14 protein-coding genes and 3 tRNA genes are annotated in these 18,875 nt (G+C 36.8%); 8 read left to right on the top strand and 9 right to left on the bottom strand.

What is annotated here, in order from left to right; genetic code table 11:
- Complete coding sequence (locus tag J7604_RS15640; protein ID WP_293897332.1) at positions 1-1,038, top strand: Gfo/Idh/MocA family oxidoreductase; 1,038 nt, start codon at positions 1-3, stop codon at positions 1,036-1,038.
- Positions 1,039-1,048: 10 nt separating this feature from the next.
- On the opposite strand, the gene J7604_RS15635 is transcribed toward J7604_RS15640, so the two are convergent.
- From J7604_RS15635 to J7604_RS15615, 5 genes are all read right to left on the bottom strand, one after another.
- Complete coding sequence (locus tag J7604_RS15635; protein ID WP_293897330.1) at positions 1,049-2,146, bottom strand: DegT/DnrJ/EryC1/StrS aminotransferase family protein; 1,098 nt, start codon at positions 2,144-2,146, stop codon at positions 1,049-1,051.
- 104 nt (positions 2,147-2,250) lie between these two features.
- Positions 2,251-3,177, bottom strand: coding sequence for a GDP-L-fucose synthase (locus J7604_RS15630; RefSeq protein ID WP_293897328.1), 927 nt, complete (start codon positions 3,175-3,177; stop codon positions 2,251-2,253).
- A 1-nt stretch (position 3,178) separates the two neighbouring features.
- Entirely contained in the window at positions 3,179-4,291 is a 1,113-nt protein-coding gene (gene gmd, locus J7604_RS15625; RefSeq protein WP_028981218.1) for a GDP-mannose 4,6-dehydratase, read from the bottom strand.
- Positions 4,292-4,421: 130 nt separating this feature from the next.
- Positions 4,422-6,323: an asparagine synthase (glutamine-hydrolyzing) gene (asnB, locus tag J7604_RS15620; RefSeq protein ID WP_293897324.1), complete on the bottom strand. Its 1,902-nt coding sequence runs from the start codon at positions 6,321-6,323 to the stop codon at positions 4,422-4,424.
- Between the two features lie 19 nt (positions 6,324-6,342).
- Positions 6,343-7,740: an FAD-linked oxidase C-terminal domain-containing protein gene (locus J7604_RS15615; protein WP_293897322.1), complete on the bottom strand. Its 1,398-nt coding sequence runs from the start codon at positions 7,738-7,740 to the stop codon at positions 6,343-6,345.
- A 44-nt stretch (positions 7,741-7,784) separates the two neighbouring features.
- Between J7604_RS15615 and J7604_RS15610 the strand changes: the two genes are divergently transcribed.
- The 3 genes from J7604_RS15610 to J7604_RS15600 all read left to right on the top strand — a co-directional run bounded on the left by J7604_RS15610 (position 7,785) and on the right by J7604_RS15600 (position 10,363).
- The gene (locus J7604_RS15610) at positions 7,785-8,330 is read left to right on the top strand and encodes a C40 family peptidase (RefSeq protein ID WP_293897320.1); all 546 of its coding nucleotides are present in this window, start codon (positions 7,785-7,787) and stop codon (positions 8,328-8,330) included.
- A gap of 46 nt (positions 8,331-8,376) precedes the next feature.
- Positions 8,377-8,450 (top strand) — tRNA-Ala (locus J7604_RS15605).
- Between the two features lie 473 nt (positions 8,451-8,923).
- Complete coding sequence (locus J7604_RS15600; RefSeq protein ID WP_293897318.1) at positions 8,924-10,363, top strand: hypothetical protein; 1,440 nt, start codon at positions 8,924-8,926, stop codon at positions 10,361-10,363.
- A 6-nt stretch (positions 10,364-10,369) separates the two neighbouring features.
- On the opposite strand, the gene J7604_RS15595 is transcribed toward J7604_RS15600, so the two are convergent.
- The 4 genes from J7604_RS15595 to J7604_RS15580 all read right to left on the bottom strand — a co-directional run bounded on the left by J7604_RS15595 (position 10,370) and on the right by J7604_RS15580 (position 14,624).
- Positions 10,370-10,783, bottom strand: coding sequence for a response regulator (locus J7604_RS15595; RefSeq protein WP_028981213.1), 414 nt, complete (start codon positions 10,781-10,783; stop codon positions 10,370-10,372).
- An 80-nt stretch (positions 10,784-10,863) separates the two neighbouring features.
- Complete coding sequence (locus J7604_RS15590; RefSeq protein ID WP_293897315.1) at positions 10,864-12,432, bottom strand: aldehyde dehydrogenase family protein; 1,569 nt, start codon at positions 12,430-12,432, stop codon at positions 10,864-10,866.
- A gap of 129 nt (positions 12,433-12,561) precedes the next feature.
- Positions 12,562-14,073, bottom strand: coding sequence for a Do family serine endopeptidase (locus J7604_RS15585; RefSeq protein ID WP_293897313.1), 1,512 nt, complete (start codon positions 14,071-14,073; stop codon positions 12,562-12,564).
- Positions 14,074-14,183: 110 nt separating this feature from the next.
- On the bottom strand, positions 14,184-14,624 hold the full coding sequence (locus J7604_RS15580) for an Hsp20/alpha crystallin family protein (RefSeq protein ID WP_293897311.1): 441 nt from the start codon (positions 14,622-14,624) through the stop codon (positions 14,184-14,186).
- 267 nt (positions 14,625-14,891) lie between these two features.
- Here J7604_RS15580 and J7604_RS15575 point away from each other — a divergent pair.
- The 4 genes from J7604_RS15575 to J7604_RS15560 all read left to right on the top strand — a co-directional run bounded on the left by J7604_RS15575 (position 14,892) and on the right by J7604_RS15560 (position 18,873).
- Positions 14,892-14,968: transfer RNA gene (locus tag J7604_RS15575), tRNA-Asn, on the top strand.
- A 141-nt stretch (positions 14,969-15,109) separates the two neighbouring features.
- Positions 15,110-15,186 (top strand) — tRNA-Asn (locus J7604_RS15570).
- A 224-nt stretch (positions 15,187-15,410) separates the two neighbouring features.
- Positions 15,411-18,041 (top strand): cation-translocating P-type ATPase, encoded by a 2,631-nt coding sequence (locus tag J7604_RS15565; RefSeq protein WP_293897309.1) that lies wholly within the window; start codon positions 15,411-15,413, stop codon positions 18,039-18,041.
- A 334-nt stretch (positions 18,042-18,375) separates the two neighbouring features.
- Complete coding sequence (locus J7604_RS15560; protein WP_045459400.1) at positions 18,376-18,873, top strand: response regulator; 498 nt, start codon at positions 18,376-18,378, stop codon at positions 18,871-18,873.
- The last annotated feature ends 2 nt before the right edge of the window (positions 18,874-18,875 follow it).

Here is an 18,875-nt window from a genome sequence, read left to right as displayed (position 1 = left end):
GTGAAGGAAGAAACGATAAAATTTGCAATCATAGGTTGCGGTCATATTGGTAAAAGACATGCTGCAATGATTAAGCAACATCCTGAGGCTGAAGTTGTCGCACTTTGTGATATAAAACCTAAAGAAAATTTAGATCTGGCCGGCTTTATCCACCTTCCTTTTTATAATTCTATCAATACCCTTTTAAAAAATCATCCGGAATCCCGCGTAATTAATATCTGCACTCCCAATGCTCTTCACGCAGATCAGGCAATAATCGCACTGCAGGCAAATAAATCTGTAGTCATAGAAAAGCCTATGGACATTTCTTCAGAAAAGTGCCGTGAAGTGATTGAAGAAAGCAGGAGAATGAACAAGCAGGTATTCTGTGTTATGCAGAATAGATATAGCCCGCCGTCTGTATGGTTGAAAAATATCATGGAAGAAAAACGCCTTGGTAAAATATACATGGTGCAGATCAATTGCTTCTGGAACAGGGATGAACGCTATTACCATAAACATACCTGGAAAGGCACCAAGAAGCTTGACGGGGGTACACTATTCACACAGTTTTCTCATTTTATAGATATGATGTTCTGGCTTTTCGGAGACATCAAAAATATCCGTTCAACTTTTCACAATTTTTCTCACAACGGCCTTACAGAATTCGAAGACTCAGGATATATCAACTTTGACTTTGTAGAAGAAGGAACAGGTTCTTTCAATTTTACCACTTCTGTTTATGACAAAAACCTTGAAAGCAGTATTACCATAATCGGTGAAAAAGGAACCATAAAGGTAGGTGGACAATATATGAATGAAGTCGTTTACTGCAATATTAAAGATTATACAATGCCTGAGCTTGCCCCATCCAATCCACCAAATGATTATGGGTATTACAAAGGTTCTGCTGCGAACCATCATTTCATTATAGAAAATGTGGTGGATACTTTAAAAGGCAGAAGCCGCGCTACCACGACAGCAGAAGAAGGAATGCAGGTTGTTGATATGATCGAAAGAATGATTAAGGCAGGAAAGAAGCATCTACTGCCTTTCTGAGAAAAGAATCTCAATATTTATTTATTACCTCAACAATATATTCCATCTCAGACTGCCTTAACTCAGGGAACATTGGCAATGAAAGACAATGCTCTGAAAGATATTCGGAATTTGGAAGATCTCCTTTTGAGTAGTTCAATGATGCATATGCTTTTTGAAGGTGACAAGGTATTGGATAGTGAAGGCCACTCCCTATTTTATGATGATTTAGGTAATCCCGAAAACCATCTCTATCCTCAGTAGTCGCTACAAACAAATGATATACTGAATGGCACTTCTCAGGAACATGTTGAAACGAAAGCTTAGGATTAATGATTGCAACTTTATAAAATTCAGCAATCTCTCTTCTTCTTAGATTCCATTCATTCAGGTGCTTTAATTTTACTGATAAAAATGCTGCCTGAAGTGCATCTATCCTCATGTTAAAGCCTATTTCATCATGGACATATTTTTCTATACTGCCATGATTTCTTAGTCTCTTCATTCTTTCAGAAACCTCATCATCGTTCGTGACTATAGCCCCGGCTTCACCATATGCTCCAAGATTTTTTACCGGATAAAAACTAAAGGTACCTGCTTTACCAAAGTTTCCTACAGAAATTCCGTTGTATGTTGCACCTTGAGCCTGAGCACAATCTTCTATAAGCACCAGTTTGTTTTCTTCTGCAATTTTTCGAATGCATTCAATATCGAATGGCATTCCATAAAGATGTACGCCGATAATAGCTTTTGTCTTTGAAGTAACTTTTCTCATCACATCCTCCGGACTTATCTGCCAGGTATCAGTTGTGCAGTCAGCAAATACAGGTAATGCCCCAATGTGAGAAACAGCAGCGGCAGTAGCAATAAATGAATTAGCCGGAACTATGACTTCATCCTTTTCTTTGATTCCAGAGGCTTTCAAAGCTAGAACGATTGCTGAAGTTCCGTTATCGACGCCGACAGCATGTTTTACATGACAAAAAGAAGCAAATTGTTCCTCGAATTTTTCAACACTTGGACCTAGTGAGAATGTTGAAGCTTCAAAAACCTCTTCACTTGCCTTAAGCAGCTCTTGCTTTATTTTTTGATATTGCCTGCTTAAATCAAGGAAAGGGATGAAGTCCATTTTTATAACTCTGAGGTGGATTTATTTTATTACACAAAAAAATAATAAAAGATAAACGCTGTCTGCGTTCATTAATCATAAGCCACAGACAGCGTTCCTATTATTTACAATATTGATTTGACCTCACTGTATACAGAAGCAATTCCTTCTTCAAGAGGAATTCTCGCCTTCCAACCCAAACCGTTGAGGCAACCAACATCCATTAATTTTCTTGGTGTTCCATCTGGCTTAGAAGTATCAAAAACCAACTCTCCCTCGAAACCAACAATCTTTTTCACAAGTAGCGCAAGATCTTTTATTGTGATGTCATCTCCTACACCAACATTAAGAAATCCTTTCTCATTATAGTTCTGCATCAAGAAAAAGCATGCATCTGCAAGATCATCTACATGCAGGAACTCTCTCTTCGGAGAACCGGTTCCCCATATCTCAACTGTCTTTTGAGCTTCTTTTTTTGCAGTGTGAAACTTTCTGATCAGTGCAGGCAATACGTGAGAATTCTTAAGGTCATAATTGTCATTAGGACCATAAAGGTTTGTTGGCATTACAGAAATGAAATTGCATCCATACTGGTCTCTGTATGCTTCGCACATCTTGATACCTGCAATTTTGGCAATTGCATATGGTTCGTTGGTGTATTCAAGCAAGCCTGTTAAAAGACTCTCTTCCTTTAAAGGCTGCGGCGCCAGTTTTGGATAAATACATGAAGAACCCAGGAACATCAGCTTTTTCACCTTATTCACATAAGCCTGATGAATTACATTATTCTGTATCATCAGGTTTTCATAAATAAAATCTGCACGGTAAGTATTGTTAGCCAATATTCCTCCTACTTTGGCTGCAGCAAGAAATACATATTCCGGCTTTTCCTTTTCAAAGAAATCCTGAACCTGTTTCTGATCTCTCAGATCCAACTCCTTTGAGGTTTTAAGGATCAGATTGGTAAATCCCTCCTTTTGCAATTTCCTCACAATGGCAGAACCTACCATTCCCCTGGACCCCGCAACAAAAATTTTACTGTCCTTTTGCATACTATTCGAAATAATTCAGAATCTTGTGTCCGCCTTGTTTTAGATACTCGTCTCTCTTGAATAGTTCAACATCTGACTTTACCATTTCTTTTACCAGGGACTTCAAATTATATTGCGGTTTCCATTTAAGCTTTTTCTTAGCTTTGGTTGGATTTCCAATTAATAACTCAACTTCAGTAGGTCTGAAATACATTGGATCAACTGCTAAAACCTCTGTTCCCTTTTTCAACTGAAACGCTTTATTAGAGCAGGATTTTACCTTCGCAACTTCTTTAACTCCTTTGCCTTTGAACTCAAGTTCTATACCCACTTCTTTAAATGCAAGGATTACAAAGTCTCTTACTGTAGTTGTAATACCGGTAGCAATTACAAAGTCTTCAGGTTTAGTTTGCTGAAGCATCAGCCACATTGCCTCTACATAGTCTTTTGCATGTCCCCAGTCTCTTTTAGCATCCAGGTTACCAAGATAAAGTTTATCCTGAAGGCCAAGCGCTATACGCGCAACACCTCTAGTAATTTTTCTTGTTACAAAAGTTTCACCTCTTAGCGGCGATTCGTGGTTAAACAGTATACCGTTTACCGCGAACATATTATAAGCTTCTCTGTAGTTTACAGTGATCCAGTAACCATACATTTTAGCAACAGCATATGGAGATCTTGGATAGAAAGGAGTTTTTTCACTTTGAGGAACTTCTTGTACCAAACCGTAAAGCTCAGAAGTAGAAGCCTGATATATTTTAGTTTTCTCTGTAAGACCAAGCAAACGAACTGCTTCCAGTATTCTCAACGTGCCCAAACCATCAACATTTGCAGTATATTCAGGGGTTTCAAAACTGACTTTCACGTGTGACATCGCACCAAGATTGTAAATCTCGTCAGGTTGTACTTCCTGGATAATTCTGATAATATTAGTGGAATCTGTTAAATCACCGTAATGAAGCTTCAGATTAACATTCTTTTCATGGGGATCCATGTAAAGGTGATCTATTCTGTCTGTATTAAAAAGAGATGTCCTTCTCTTTATTCCATGAACTTCATAACCTTTTTTAAGAAGAAGTTCTGCCAGATATGCACCATCCTGACCTGTAATTCCAGTAATTAAAGCTTTTTTCATTTTTAAAATATCGAAACTTTCAACCTTACGCCAAAAGTCCCTCTCCTGTTTTAAAATATTTATATTCTGACCTTTGGTAATACCAAAAGCTACTATTTAAATTAAACTATCGTCAAAAATAGTAAATTAATTAATTATTTCTGAAAATGTATTTTCTATACCAGTACTGGAAAACCAGTAAATTCCAGACTTTGTCCTGATCTATGGCTTTCCCTCCAAACAGCTGCTCTTTTATTCCATTGATATACTCAGGAGAAAAAATTCCTTGCTCTCTAATAAATTCGTCTTCAAGCAGTTGTTCTTTGATCAATGGGCGCAACTCAAATCTGAACCACTTCATCATCGGAACATCAAAACCTTGCTTTGGTCTGCGATAAAGCTCTTTAGGTAAAACATCCTTGAAGGCATCCTGCAAAATTCTTTTTTGCATAGATTCGCCGATCTTAAAGGATGAGGGTAAACCATTCACATATTCAACCAAACGATGATCCAGAAATGGAGTTCTGACTTCCAGACTATTGGCCATAGACATCATATCTGCTTTGAACAGCATATCGTTTGGAAGTACAAAATTTATATCTGATAAAAGGACCTGGTTGATATCTGGCTTTCCTTTGAAAAACCTCTGATAATATTTATTTCTCTGCTCCAACTCCCCAACTCCTGCCTGGGTCCAAAAGTTTTCAGTAAATATTTCGTGCAATGTCTTGGCATTGTTTAGTGAACACCAAAGTAAATATCTGTCTGCGTCTTTCAGCCTTGCCCCTTCTGCAAGCTTAATGGCCTGACGAACTTTATTATAAAATGGAGAATTCCTGGAAGATGGTAGTTGCTTAAGCAATGGCAATAAAGCAGTAGCAGCATTCATGAGAAAACCTCCTTGCCTAATTTTATAGTCAGCAAGATGTTTATTATATCCACCAAACACCTCATCCCCACCATCTCCTGACAAAGCAACTTTCATTTTCTTGGATGTACGTTTGCTCAAAATATAAAATGGGAGCACCGATGAATCAGAGAATGGCTCATCTATATAATCCAATACATTATAAACCTCTTCTAACAGGTCTTCATTGGATAATGTAAATACGGTATGGTTTGTCTGGAATTTATCTGCGACAAGTTTTGCATACTTCGTTTCGTCAAAAAATGGCTCATCCTTAAAGCCAATTGAGAAGGTATTCAGATATTTGTTATGATTGCTTGCCAATGCTACTATGACGGAAGAGTCTATCCCTCCACTCAGAAATGCTCCCAGAGGCACATCAGAGATCATCCTTTTCTTCACAGAATCATCAAGCAATTCGATAATCTTTTGCTTTGCTGTATCATAAGAATCTGTAATTGGTATTGATTTTTCAGATAGGTCATAATATCTGGTAAGCTTTACATCTCTCTTCTTTACATTCAAATAAGTCCCGGGCTCAAGCTTTTTAACACCTTTAATAATTGAATGAGGTGCTGAAATAAAACCGAATTGCAGATATTGCAGCACAGCAGTATTATCTACATGTCGTTCAATGTTATAGGCCAGTAAGGACTTTAACTCCGAAGCAAACAGAAATTTATCATCATCCTCATAGTAGTATAAAGGCTTGACTCCAAACCTGTCTCTTGCCAACAGTATTGAATTTTCTTCTAAATCAAGCAGCGCAAAAGAGAAAAAACCGATAAGCTTTTGCAGACAACCAGGCCCTTCATGAATCAAAAGCTTCAGTAAAACTTCAGTATCGGAATTGGAATTAAAAGAAACACCTTTATTTATAAGTCCTGTCTTCAACTCCTGATAATTAAAAATCTCTCCATTATAAACTAAGATATATCTTCCGGATTCATCTTTCATAGGCTGATCGCCGTTTCTGCTAGTATCTATAATAGATAACCTTCTGTGGCCAAGACCAAAATTATCATCTATATAACTGCCTCTCCAGTCAGGACCTCTGTTTTCAAGCTTGTTCATTGCCTTTACAAGATTGATCATGTAAAGGCTTCCGATCTGGTTATAGGCAAATATTCCTGTTATTCCGCACATTTAAGGTATTTCCTTTGACTTAAAAAATTTTATTCGGATTTAAAATTCCATTAGGATCAAAAGCTTTTTTGATCTGTCTCATCAGCTCCAGCTGCTTTTCTCCGATTGCTATTTCAATATAAGGACGCTGAACATAGCCAATGCCATGTTCTCCAGAGATTGTACCACCGACCGCAACTGTATATCTGAATAATTCTTTAATACCTTCCTGAATATTTTCATTCCATTCTTTTTCACTCAGATTTCCTCTTACAATGTTTACATGAAGATTGCCGTCACCGGCATGCCCGTAGCAAACAGACTTAAAATTATATTTATTGGAAATCCTTTTAATTTCTTTAATAAGCGCAGGCAACTCAGCTCTGGGAACAACAGTATCTTCTTCTTTATATATTGAATTTGACTTTACTGCATGACCAACATTTCTTCTGATTTTCCATAAGTCTTCCTTTTGTTGTGCAGAATCCGCAAACAACGGCTCATAAATGTCAAAGCCACTTACAGCCTCATAAATTTTTTCAGCATCACGAGAAAGCAAATCAAGATCATTTCCATCCACCTCCACAAGAAGATGTGCTTCGACATCTTTTGGAAGATCAAAGTCTAAATTAAGATATCCGGCACTCCATTCAATAGCATCTCTTTCCATGAACTCAAGTGCGGAAGGTCTCACACCAGTATGCAATATTGTGTTGACAGCTTCACAAGCCTGCTCGGCAGATTTGAAAGGAATAAGCATTACAATATCTTTAGGAGGATGAGGAATAAGTCTGAATACAACTTTAGTGATAATACCAAGAGTACCTTCACTTCCAATCATGAGTTGAGTGAGGTTATATCCGGTTGCATTTTTCAACACGTTAGCGCCGGTCCAGATAATTTCCCCAGTAGGCAAAACAACTTCAAGGTTCAATACATAATCTTTAGTAACGCCATATTTTACTGCTTTCGGCCCACCAGAAGACTCTGCAAGGTTGCCACCAATGAAACAACTTCCTCTGCTTGATGGATCAGGAGGATAAAACAATCCTTTAGCAATTACTGCTTCCTGGAAAAGCTGAGTCACTACACCAGTTTCTACAGTAGCCTGAAAATTTTTCTCATCTATGGAAATAATTTTATTAAGTCTTTCCGTAGAAAGGAGAATACCCTTTTCAACTGGCAATGCACCACCACTCAGGCCCGTACCTGCACCTCTGGGTGTAACAGGTATTTTATACTGATTGGCCAGTTTGATTACCAAGCTGATTTCCTGCGGATTTGCCGGCTTCACAACTACATGAGGAAGAAAAACAAGATCTTCTGTCTCATCCTGACCATACTTTTCCAAAGATTCAGTATCTGTGAACACAAACTCAGCACCAGCTATTTTTATCAACTCATCAATAAAATTTTCCGTAATCGTTTGCGTATTCATTGTAGCCCTTTATTTTAATATATTAAATTTACAAAAACTTTGGTATGCATTTCTTCAAAGTTATCAAATCAGTAGTTAACCCAATCTTATTCTCAACGATTTTTGTTGCTGCGATGGTTTCCTGTAAGTCATCGAAGCAAAATACATCCGGGAAAAGTAGTCATCCGAATACTAAGGTAATAAAAACAGATAAGGTCAGTGAAGACAAGGCTCAACAGGTAATCACTTCGGCCAGATCATATCTTGGCACTCACTATAAGTATGGAGGAACCACAAAATCAGGTATTGATTGCTCAGGTCTGGTTTGCAATTCCTACAAAACAATTGAGATTACCCTGCCCAGAACCTCAACTGCCCAAAGTGAATATGGTAAGCCTGTAAAAATAGGAGAAGTCAAAGAAGGCGATCTTCTATTCTTTAGCGATAATAAAGGTGGAAATAAAATAAACCATGTCGGCCTTGTTACAGAGGTAAAGTGCAACAGTGTTAAATTCATTCATTCAACAACCAAAATGGGAGTTATTGAAGATGATCTTTATTCCGATTATTATCATCCACGGTTTGTGAAAGCGGTCAGGATATTAAACTAAAGATTTCTTTTTTATTCTGCCTTTTTAATATATTTGCATCGCCAACGGGGGATTAGCTCAGCTGGCTAGAGCGCTTGCATGGCATGCAAGAGGCCACCGGTTCGAATCCGGTATTCTCCACAAAAAGCCCTTGAACTTCAAGGGCTTTTGTTTTTTACTATAACCTCAAACTTAGATATTTTTGCACACTGAATTATTACTATTTTTATAATTGCCCAATTAAATTTCCCTTTTCCGGCTTTAAAAAAAGTGACATTTTAGGATAAATTTGAAATTAAAATTTCAGACGTTGTTTACCTTTTTCCATTTTTAAGCGTATAAAAAAATAATATCTAAATTATTGTACGTTAATATTTTTATGAGATTATTTGATAAAAGGTCCATTACACCAATCTTACATAACTCATTTTCACCGTGTTTTCTTACTTTAATTTCCATTATTTCATTTTCTAAAAATTACATTCTTCGCGGAACTTTCTGCTTCAACCTTAAAAATGTAACTTTTAAAGGTTTTTCTCTTTCCAGTCGATGTTTTTTTTAGTAGATTTGACAAGTTTAAGCGTGATAACATCCTTATTCCCCAGGAAAATCAAATGTCAAAGCTCAAGAATATTATAAAACAACTTTCACCCAAGGATTATAATTCTATTTATGATTCCTTGATTGAAAGTAATGCAGAAAAGTCTGCTTATCTCCTCAAATTTATGAGGGAAAAGCAATTATCTGACACAAAAATTATGGAGGAGTTGGATGTTAATACCAATGCATATTACACTTTACGCTCCAGACTTAATCAGAAAATTGAGGAATACCTGCTTCATCAGATGGAAAGTCCAAGGACTACCCTTTTGAAAAAAGTAGCCACAATCAATGAAATAGTTTTTACCAAAAAGAAGGCGATTGCGCTTGCGACATTAAGAAAGCTCGAAAAAGAATTGCTCGATTATGACCTTTCAAACGAGTTGACGATCATTTACAAGACTCTGAAGAAACTTCAGATCAATAGCCCTGACCAATTTAACTATTCTCAGCTGTACAACAGGCACGTTGCCTACATGCTTGCGGTTGACAAGGCCGAAGATCTGCTTGCTGAGTATTTTAAGAAACTAGGGATATATTTCCTTACTTACGACGAGACTGAAAAACTGGGACTAACACTATTGAAAAAAGAACTGGAGAATGTTTCCAATCTTTATCAGTCCCACCGTCTTTATATTTACATGTCTTGCCTGAACATCTACCATTGGTTATTTGTAGAAAAGAGCATAAATTCTGAAGGCCAGCAAGACCCAATTGAAGATATTTTTGACAAGGTTCAGACGATCTTTGATTCTTATTACCTTGATCCGATTTATTATCATTTAAAACTGGTTTTTGAATATTTGAAGCTTGAATACTATACCAATGTTGCGGTTTATAGAAAAGCGGAAAAATATTACGAAGAGGTAAATGAGACTGCGGCTATCTTTATTTCTAATTACAACCTGTATACTTTTACTCCCCAGTTTCTTCTGACAAAACTGGAAAGACATATGCGTCTGGAAAATGAGAATTTATTATATGAAGAAAATAAATCCATTTTCGAAGATTTTGATATCGACAAGAACAATGTTCCTCAGTATATCATCTATGTGCTATACCGTGCTATTTCTTGTTACTATGGAGACAAATATGATGAAGCGGCGAAGTATGTAAATAACATGCTGAATGACCTGAGTCTGAAAAGGTATCCATATACGCAACTAGAGATAAAGCTTTTCCTTGCTTTACAATATTGCCTGATGAAAGATTATGATTTATTTAATCAGCTAGTAAACAGTATACAGCGCCAAGTAAGATTATTGGGTAAAGGGAACTGTGTACATATCCTGTTATTTACAAAAATATTAAAGACATCATTGAATGATGTAAAGAAGAGCAAATCAGGAAAGATCCAGGGATACATACAAAAAATCAAAGCCATCAACCCTCCGTATTTCTCACCATTGAAATATCTGAAGCTGGACGAGGACTTTATAAACAGATTAACTTAAGAGAATCTAAAGTTTTTTTAGATTCTCCTGAGTTAAAGGTTTATTGATATATTTTAAGACATATTGATTTTTCTTCGCCTTATTCATATCCTGTGGATTCAGAGAGGAAGTTAGCATGATCACCTTGCTGTGAGCCTTAATACTGTCGCTCAATTTTTCGAATTCATCCAGAAATTGAAAACCATCCATCAAAGGCATGTCAATATCCAGAAAAATGATTTCAGGAAGGTAAAGATCCAGCGGGCCTTTTGCGAGCTTTTCAATATTCTTCAAAAACTCTATTGCGCTTTTTGCTCCCGAATGTACGAAAATGTGCTCGCAGATATTAGCGGCTTCAATCATCTTCTGATTGATTAGATTATCGATTTCGTTGTCATCAACAAGCATTACAGCGTAATACTTCTTTCCATTGGAAGCCATAAAAAATCTTAACTTTTTTAAATATCTCGCTAAATTAAAAACAAAATGGACACTTCAAAAGAATAATTTTACTCAGATACCTATAAATCAAACTTGATCCCTTGAGCCAGAGGTAGTTTTGAGCTAAAATTGATTGTATTGGTTTGTCTTCGCATATAAACTTTCCACGCATCTGAACCTGATTCTCTCCCTCCTCCTGTCTCCTTCTCTCCTCCAAATGCTCCGCCAATTTCTGCGCCGGAGGTTCCTATATTCACGTTGGCGATACCACAGTCAGAACCAAAATGTGAAAGAAATGTTTCAGTTTCTCTGATATCATTTGAAAAAATTGATGAAGACAATCCTTGCTTCACATCATTCTGGATTCTTATCGCTTCTGTTACTGGCCCTGAATATTTAATCATATATAGTATAGGGGCAAACGTTTCTTCCTGAACAGTTGAAAATTCATTCTTCGCCTCTACCAACGCAGGATTTACATAAGTGCCAGTATGGAATTCCTTGCTCTCAATAACAGTTCCTCCTGTTACGAGCTTCCCGCCTTCTTTTACTGCTCTTTTAAGTGCTGCAAGGTAATTTTCTGTTGCTGCCTTATCAATCAGCGGCCCTACTAAAATTCCCTGCTTAAAAGGATTACCAATTGGCAGGTCATTATAAATCTTTTTCAATCTCTTTTTAACAACATCATATACATTCTCATGTACGATTATTCTTCTTGTTGTTGTACATCTCTGGCCACAAGTTCCAACTGCTCCAAATACAATTGCTCTGATTGCCAGATCCAGGTCTGCTTTCTCAGTAACAATGATCGCATTATTTCCACCAAGCTCCAGCAATGATTTACCAAGTCTTGCCCCAACCTTTTCTCCAACCTTTTTACCCATTCTAGTAGAGCCGGTAGCTGAAATAAGAGGAATCCTTGTATCTTCAGATAGTTTCACTCCAATCTCTGCACCACCTATGATATAACTAAACACACCTTCAGGAACCTGATTTTCTTTAAGTACCTGTTTTATAATGTTCTGACAGGCTACTGCTGTGAGTGGAGTCTTTTCGGAAGGTTTCCAAATGCATACGTCTCCACAGACTGCTGCCAGCATAGCATTCCAGGACCAAACAGCTACTGGAAAATTAAATGCTGAAATAATTCCTACCAATCCAAGAGGATGGTACTGATCATACATTCTGTGTTCCGGACGTTCCGAATGCATTGTAAATCCTTGAAGTTGTCTGGATAAACCTACTGCCAGGTCACAGATATCAATCATCTCCTGCACTTCTCCCCAACCTTCCTGCATTATTTTACCGGTTTCCCAGGTAACAAGCTTGCCCAAAGCATCTTTATGTTCACGAAGTCTGTTTCCTATCTGTCTTACAATCTCGCCTCTTTTCGGAGCAGGCCACTGTCTCCATTCTTCAAAAGCCTTTTGTGCTGTTACAATTACGTGATCATAATCTTCATCATTTGCGAAATATACTTTGGAAATTGCGCCACCATCTACAGGTGAAAATATCTCCTTTATATTCCTTTTACCTTTCCCAGCATCCAGCTTTCCTGTACTAAAGGCTGGATTGATATTTTTTAAACCCAGCTCTGTCAGAATTCCTGCAAAGTCTATTTTTTCTGCTCCTTTTAAATTCAGTTTCATTGATGAAGAATTTTCGATTGATCAATATAAATGCTAATCTGTAAAAAATTGTTTTGATTTTAAAGTAAAACAAAAAAAGAAAGGCGCCTATTCGACGCCTTTCAAATTATTTATTGATTATCCAAACCCTTACCACGCAACTGCGTAATAGGCTTTTTGTCCATTCGGATAAACACCTCCAAGAAGCGTACCTTCTGATTTATTGCTATCAAGATAGTGCATCAGATCTTCAGCATTTTTAACCTTTTGCTTGTCTATGGAAGTAATGATGAAACCTTCTTTAATGCCTGCTTCTCTGAATTTACCAGGCATTATCTTAGTTACCTTTGCACCTCCATCTATACCTAATTTCTTCATTTCTTCTTTTGAAAGATCAATCAGACTAGCACCTACAGATTTTGTTGAAGTACTGATATCTTCTTTCTTCACAAGCTGAGTATTACCTTTAGTATTCATAAGTACAGCATCAACCTCTTGTTCTTTTCCATCACGAACAAACTTCACTTTAATTTTATCTCCTGGGCGGAACCTTGCAACATTCTCCTGCAATGAAGCTGAAGAGTTTACAGGAACCTGGTTGACATGAGTAATTACATCACCTTCTTTTAACCCAGCTTTATCAGCAGCGCTAGACTGATTTACAGAGGCAATATAAACGCCAGTAACATCTTTAAGTCCCTTTTCTTTTGCAAGAGTTGAGTTAATTTCCATAATACTAACCCCAAGTAACGCTCTTTGAACGGTTCCGTACTCAGCAAGGTCTTTTATAACTTTCTTTACTAGTGCTACAGGCACGGCAAAAGAATAACCAGCATATGAACCAGTGGGAGAAGCAATGGCTGTATTTATACCTATCAGCTCACCTCTAAGGTTAACAAGGGCACCTCCACTGTTTCCTGGATTTACCACAGCATCCGTCTGAATAAAAGACTCTATGGCGAGATTATCTTTGCTTTTCAGAATATTGATGTTTCTGGCTTTTGCACTTACAATACCTGCTGTAACAGTTGAAGTAAGATTGAACGGATTACCTACAGCCAGCACCCACTCGCCGATCTTTACATTATCTGAATTACCATACGTCACAGTTGGTAGATCTTTCTCTTCGATTTTCACAAGAGCCAGATCAGTCGAAGGGTCTGTTCCTAGAAGCTTTCCTGTGAAGCTTCTTTTGTCATTAAGAACAACTTCGATCTTATCTGCATTTTCTACAACGTGATTATTGGTAATGATATAACCATCGGAAGAAATGATAACTCCCGATCCTGATGCTTCCTGAGGACCGCTGTTTTGATAGTTTCCTTCAGGCATGGAGAATCCTTCTCCAAAGAAATCCTTCAACATTTCATCCATTGGTCCTCCAGGGTAGACTTTCTGCTGCCCCTGATTTTTAGGCTCATAAGATGTTTTGATGTGAACTACTGCTGGCCTAGCAGCATCAGCAGCATTAATAAAATTAAGCCCTTCCGGAACTACCACAGAAGCTGTATCCGCAGAGTAATTGGATAGAACAGCAGGGGGTCTGCTTTGTACAGAATAGATATACTTTTCTCCAACCAGATATTTATATCCGAATATGGAAACGGCTCCACCAAGCAAAGACGTGATAAGAGCCAAAAGAACAATGTGTTTTGCTTTCATATTTACTTTTAGAAAATTGAGAGTTGTTATCTCGTTAACGAAAAAATGAAACAAGTATTTTAATTAAAAAAATCCGGAGTTTTAAAATTTTTCTCCGGATTTTGACAAAATTATTTCACTTCAATCACAGATTTCTTTTCAACTTTTTCGGCTTTTGGGATTGTAATAAATAGAATTCCATCTTTAAACTCTGCCTGGATATTTTCATGGGCAATATCTTCGGGCAGGAAGAATGATCTGTGGAACTGTCCATAAGCAGTGCCTAAAGCATGCACTTTTTGCCCCTGTTCCCTAAATGCAGCTTTTCTCTCTCCGCTAACGGTTAATTTTTTGTCTTGAAAATCTACTTTGATGTCTTCTCTTTTAAGTCCGGCCAAAGCTAACTGAATCTGAAACTCCTTCTCGGCCTCTAAGATGTCTGCTTTGGGAGAAAAATATCTCGCCTGGTTACCTTGATGAGCAGAAGCCTCAATAAAAAAGTTGTCTATAATTTCTGAGATTGATTTTGATCTGAAATCTTTTTCTCTGTTTTCTTTAACATGTAGTGTCATAAAATTTTCCATTTTTGATTTAATTGGCTATGAGAAAAAAATATGCCACTCAAATTTTTTCACTAAACACAATGTCAATTTGTCTTTTAAGGGTTATTTTCAACTACACATAAAAGACAAAATGGCACCACCCTCATTTTTATCATATTTCCTCATTTTAAATCATCCCATTATCAGTGAGTTAAAAATTATTTAAAAAAATATTTAGACAGCTATTGCATAATTAAATTCAATCGGCTAATATTGCACTCCGTTAGCGAATAACATTCCTCCTTAGCTCAGCTGGTTAGAGCATCTGACTGTTAATCAGAGGGTCGCTGGTTCAAGTCCAGCAGGGGGAGCCAAAAGGCCTTCAGAATTTCTGAAGGCTTTTTTATTGTTCACTTCTTTTGATAAAGAATTGACTACTGAAGCAACTGCTTTACAACTTATTAGGGTGTTTCGATAAGTTTTCTCGAAAAATATACCCCGTTATCGAACAACATTCCTCCTTAGCTCAGCTGGTTAGAGCATCTGACTGTTAATCAGAGGGTCGCTGGTTCAAGTCCAGCAGGGGGAGCCAAAGCCCTCAGAAATTTCTGAGGGCTTTTTTATTTTTTATCTCTTCAGTTAAGTATTGTTGCCATCTTCTTCAAGGAATGATCCTGCCATAAAGGTTATACGATCTCCGAATATTCTCCTGAAAAAGATCTGTACTCTTAATTTTTTCAATAACCTATCTAATTTATAAGGGTTAATCCTTTTAGATGCTTCAAAATGAGCTTCAGCTAAATGATAGGAAATTCTATGACATTTAAAGAATCAAAAGAAGAAGTGCTAGAGCGATTGAAAACTAATTCTCTTAATGGATTAGCTCAACAAGAAGCTAAAAGAAGATTAGATCAGAATGGATACAATGAATTTGAAGAACAGAAGAAAGAAACTCTTCTCCAGAAATCTCTTCATCATTTAACTGAAATCACTTCAATCATTTTGATGATAGCGGCTGCTATCGCAGGATACGTAGCTGTAACTCAAGGCAGCGGCTGGGCCAAAGTATTCGTCATTCTTTCCATAGTTATCATTAATGTGGTTGTTGCAGTATACCAAGAGAGTAAATCAGAGGCTGCTCTTGAGGCTCTCAAACGACTTAACACAAATACCACGACAGTAATCAGAGATGGAAAGAAATTTAGGATTAAAGCAAATGAGCTGGTACCAGGTGATTTAGTAGAGTTTAACAGTGGAGATATTATAACAGCAGATTGTCAGCTTCTGGAAACTAATTCCCTTCAAGTTGATGAAGCTTCTTTAACTGGGGAATCCGAACCCATCCTTAAAAATGAAAATTTTCGTTCTCAAGATAATTCACCCATTGGGGATAGATTTGATTGGGTATTCTCTGGAACGCTCGTAACGAATGGAAAAGGAAGAGCTGTAGTAGTAAAAACTGCAATGAACACAGAAATGGGTAAAATTGCTAAGCTCTTGAATGAGACAGAGAAATTAAAAACTCCTCTTCAAATCAAATTAGCACAATTATCTAAGAGATTATCTTTCATTGCTTTATTAGCAGCTATAGCAGTATTCTTGATTGGTATATTCATTCACAACCACTCCACTCCAGATATGTTGCTAATAGGCATATCTTTAGGTGTAGCTGCAGTACCAGAGACTCTTCCCATTATTGTTACAATGATCCTCTCTCGCGGAGTCTTCAATATGGTGAAGAAGAATACTATCATAAGAAAAATTCCTGCGATCGAAACCATAGGAAATACATCTGTCATTTGCTCTGATAAAACAGGGACTCTGACACAAAATAAAATGAAGATTCAACAGATTTGGATAGGATCAAGTGAAGCAACCCATGCAACAGAAGAATTTTCAAAAGAAGAAATGAAGACGTTAGTTTTGCTGACCGTCTGCTCGAACGCCACCATAGAGGTAGATGATGAAGGGAATGAGAAAGTAATGGGTGACCCAACCGAATTAGCCATTATCAGATTACTACATAAAAAAGGGTTAACGAGAGTAGACGCTGAACGGGAATTTCCTAAAGCTGAAGAACTCCCTTTCGATTCAAAAAGAAAATTGATGACTACTTTACATCATTTAGAGGATGGTGATTATTTAGTGGTAACAAAAGGAGCCTTTGACAGAATCCCAGTGAGCTGGCAGAATGCAGAACAAAGACTTAAAGCTCAAAAAATCCATGATGAGTTCGCTTCAAAAGCTTTAAGAGTAATTGCTATTGCAACAAAAAAAATAACTAAACGCCCTGAAGTAATTAACGAAGAAGCTTTGGAAAGCAATTTAGAATTCCTCGGTTTAATCGGCATGATTGACCCACCTAGAGAAGAATCTAAAGAAGCGGTAAAACAAGCCAAAGAAGCCGGAATTAAGACAATCATGATTACTGGTGACCATAAGCTAACCGCTCTGGCAATCGCAAAGGAAATCGGAATTTTAGAAGATGAGAAATTACAATTAGTAGTCACAGGTCAAGAACTATCTAAAATGAGCGACGATGAATTGAAAGAAAAAATTAAGAATATATCAGTTTATGCCCGAGTATCTCCTCAGGATAAAATTCGCATAGTCCAGGCTTGGCAGTCAAAAGGTGAAGTAGTAGCGATGACGGGGGATGGAGTAAATGATGCGCCAGCTTTGAAAGCTGCTGATGTTGGTATTGCAATGGGTATAACAGGGACTGAAGTTTCTAAAAATGCTTCAGATATGATTATTACAGATGACAATTTTGCTACTATCGTAAGCGCAATAAAAGAGGGGCGTACATCATTTGACAATATCAGGAAAACCATTTATTTCTTATTGTCCGTAAATTTCGCTCAAATCTTCATTATGTTGGCCGGAGTAACATTAGGTTGGGGCGCGCCTCTGACCGCAGTCCAAATCCTGATGGTTAATGTAATCGCAGACGGTATTCCAGGATTTTTCCTATCATTTGAGAAATCAGAAAGAGGAGTCATGAAGCGACTACCTTTAAGGAAAGATTCGGGTGTCTTCTCTGATGGGTTAGGATTGAAAATTTTCCAACGTTCATTAAATTTTGTTATCATAGTTCTCCTAGCATTTTTCTTAGGGGCAAATGCTTTTGAAATCGGTTCCAGAGAGTTAGGAGTCTCTATGGCTTTTATTGTCATGTCTCTATCTTCCGCTTTAAACATCTTCAATATCAGAAGTAAAGATTCTATTCTGGTAACTGGTTTACTTGAAAATAGGAAATTATTTCTGGGCACATTAACATCCGTCTTTCTTACTGTTTTAATAATATTTATTCCGATATTAAGACAAACATTTGAAGTAATTCCTTTAAATGGCCTGCAATGGTTGATTGTAATAATACTCGGAATCAGCCCTATACTAGTAAATGAGATCCAAAAATTTATAGAGTCTAAATATAAAATTGAATAGATATAAAAAAGTACATAATTGTGCTAAATGCTGTGATTCTTCAATAATCAAATTCTCGATTTAAATACAGTTAAGTCCCGACTTTCGTTGGTTATCAGTCAGATATTTTAAAAAGGATATGGGAACAGCCAAAAAAGAAGTCAAATCGGATCTCTTTTTTTTGCACTTTTCTATTTTTCTTTTCCCCCTACAATATTTTCAAATCTTATTAATTTTCAGCTCTTTTAAATATATTTACCTTAAGAGGAATCATTCCGAGGCTGGGTCTTTTTAATAATTTTTTAAGAATCATTTAGCAAAAGCTTGCGTATAGGACTTTAAATTAAGCTTTAGAATGGAGGAGATAAAAATCAATATAACTTTAGTTGAGGACAACGAACTATATGCTTTATTCCTTGAACATAAGATAAAAGACCTTCTTAATTGTAATTTTAAAATATACAATAATTCAGAAGAACTCATTAATAATCTGGAATTTGAAAAAAACACCGATATTTTTATTCTTGACTATAACCTACCAGGATTAAAAGGTTTGGATACCTTGAGGATATTGAGAGATAGATTGCCAGACGCAGAAATAATAATTCTTTCTAATCAGTCCGATATTCAGGTTGCAATAGATCTGATAAAATCCGGTGCGTTTGATTATGTTATAAAAAACAATGATTCAGTAGAGCGTATTTTAAATGCCATCAGCAAAGCTCAAGAATTCCGTTTCCTGCGTTCAGAAAATATTACCCTAAAACTTAAAATCAATAAGTATAAAAGCGTAAGCACTATCGTAGCAATAATCTTCATTATCTTTTTTACAATAATCCTTTTCCTGAGATAAAA

Source organism: Sporocytophaga sp., from assembly GCF_017745095.1.
Taxonomy (GTDB): Bacteria; Bacteroidota; Bacteroidia; order Cytophagales; family Cytophagaceae; genus Sporocytophaga.
Note: the sequence above shows the minus strand (reverse complement) of the source record. Positions and strands in the feature narration are given on the sequence as shown.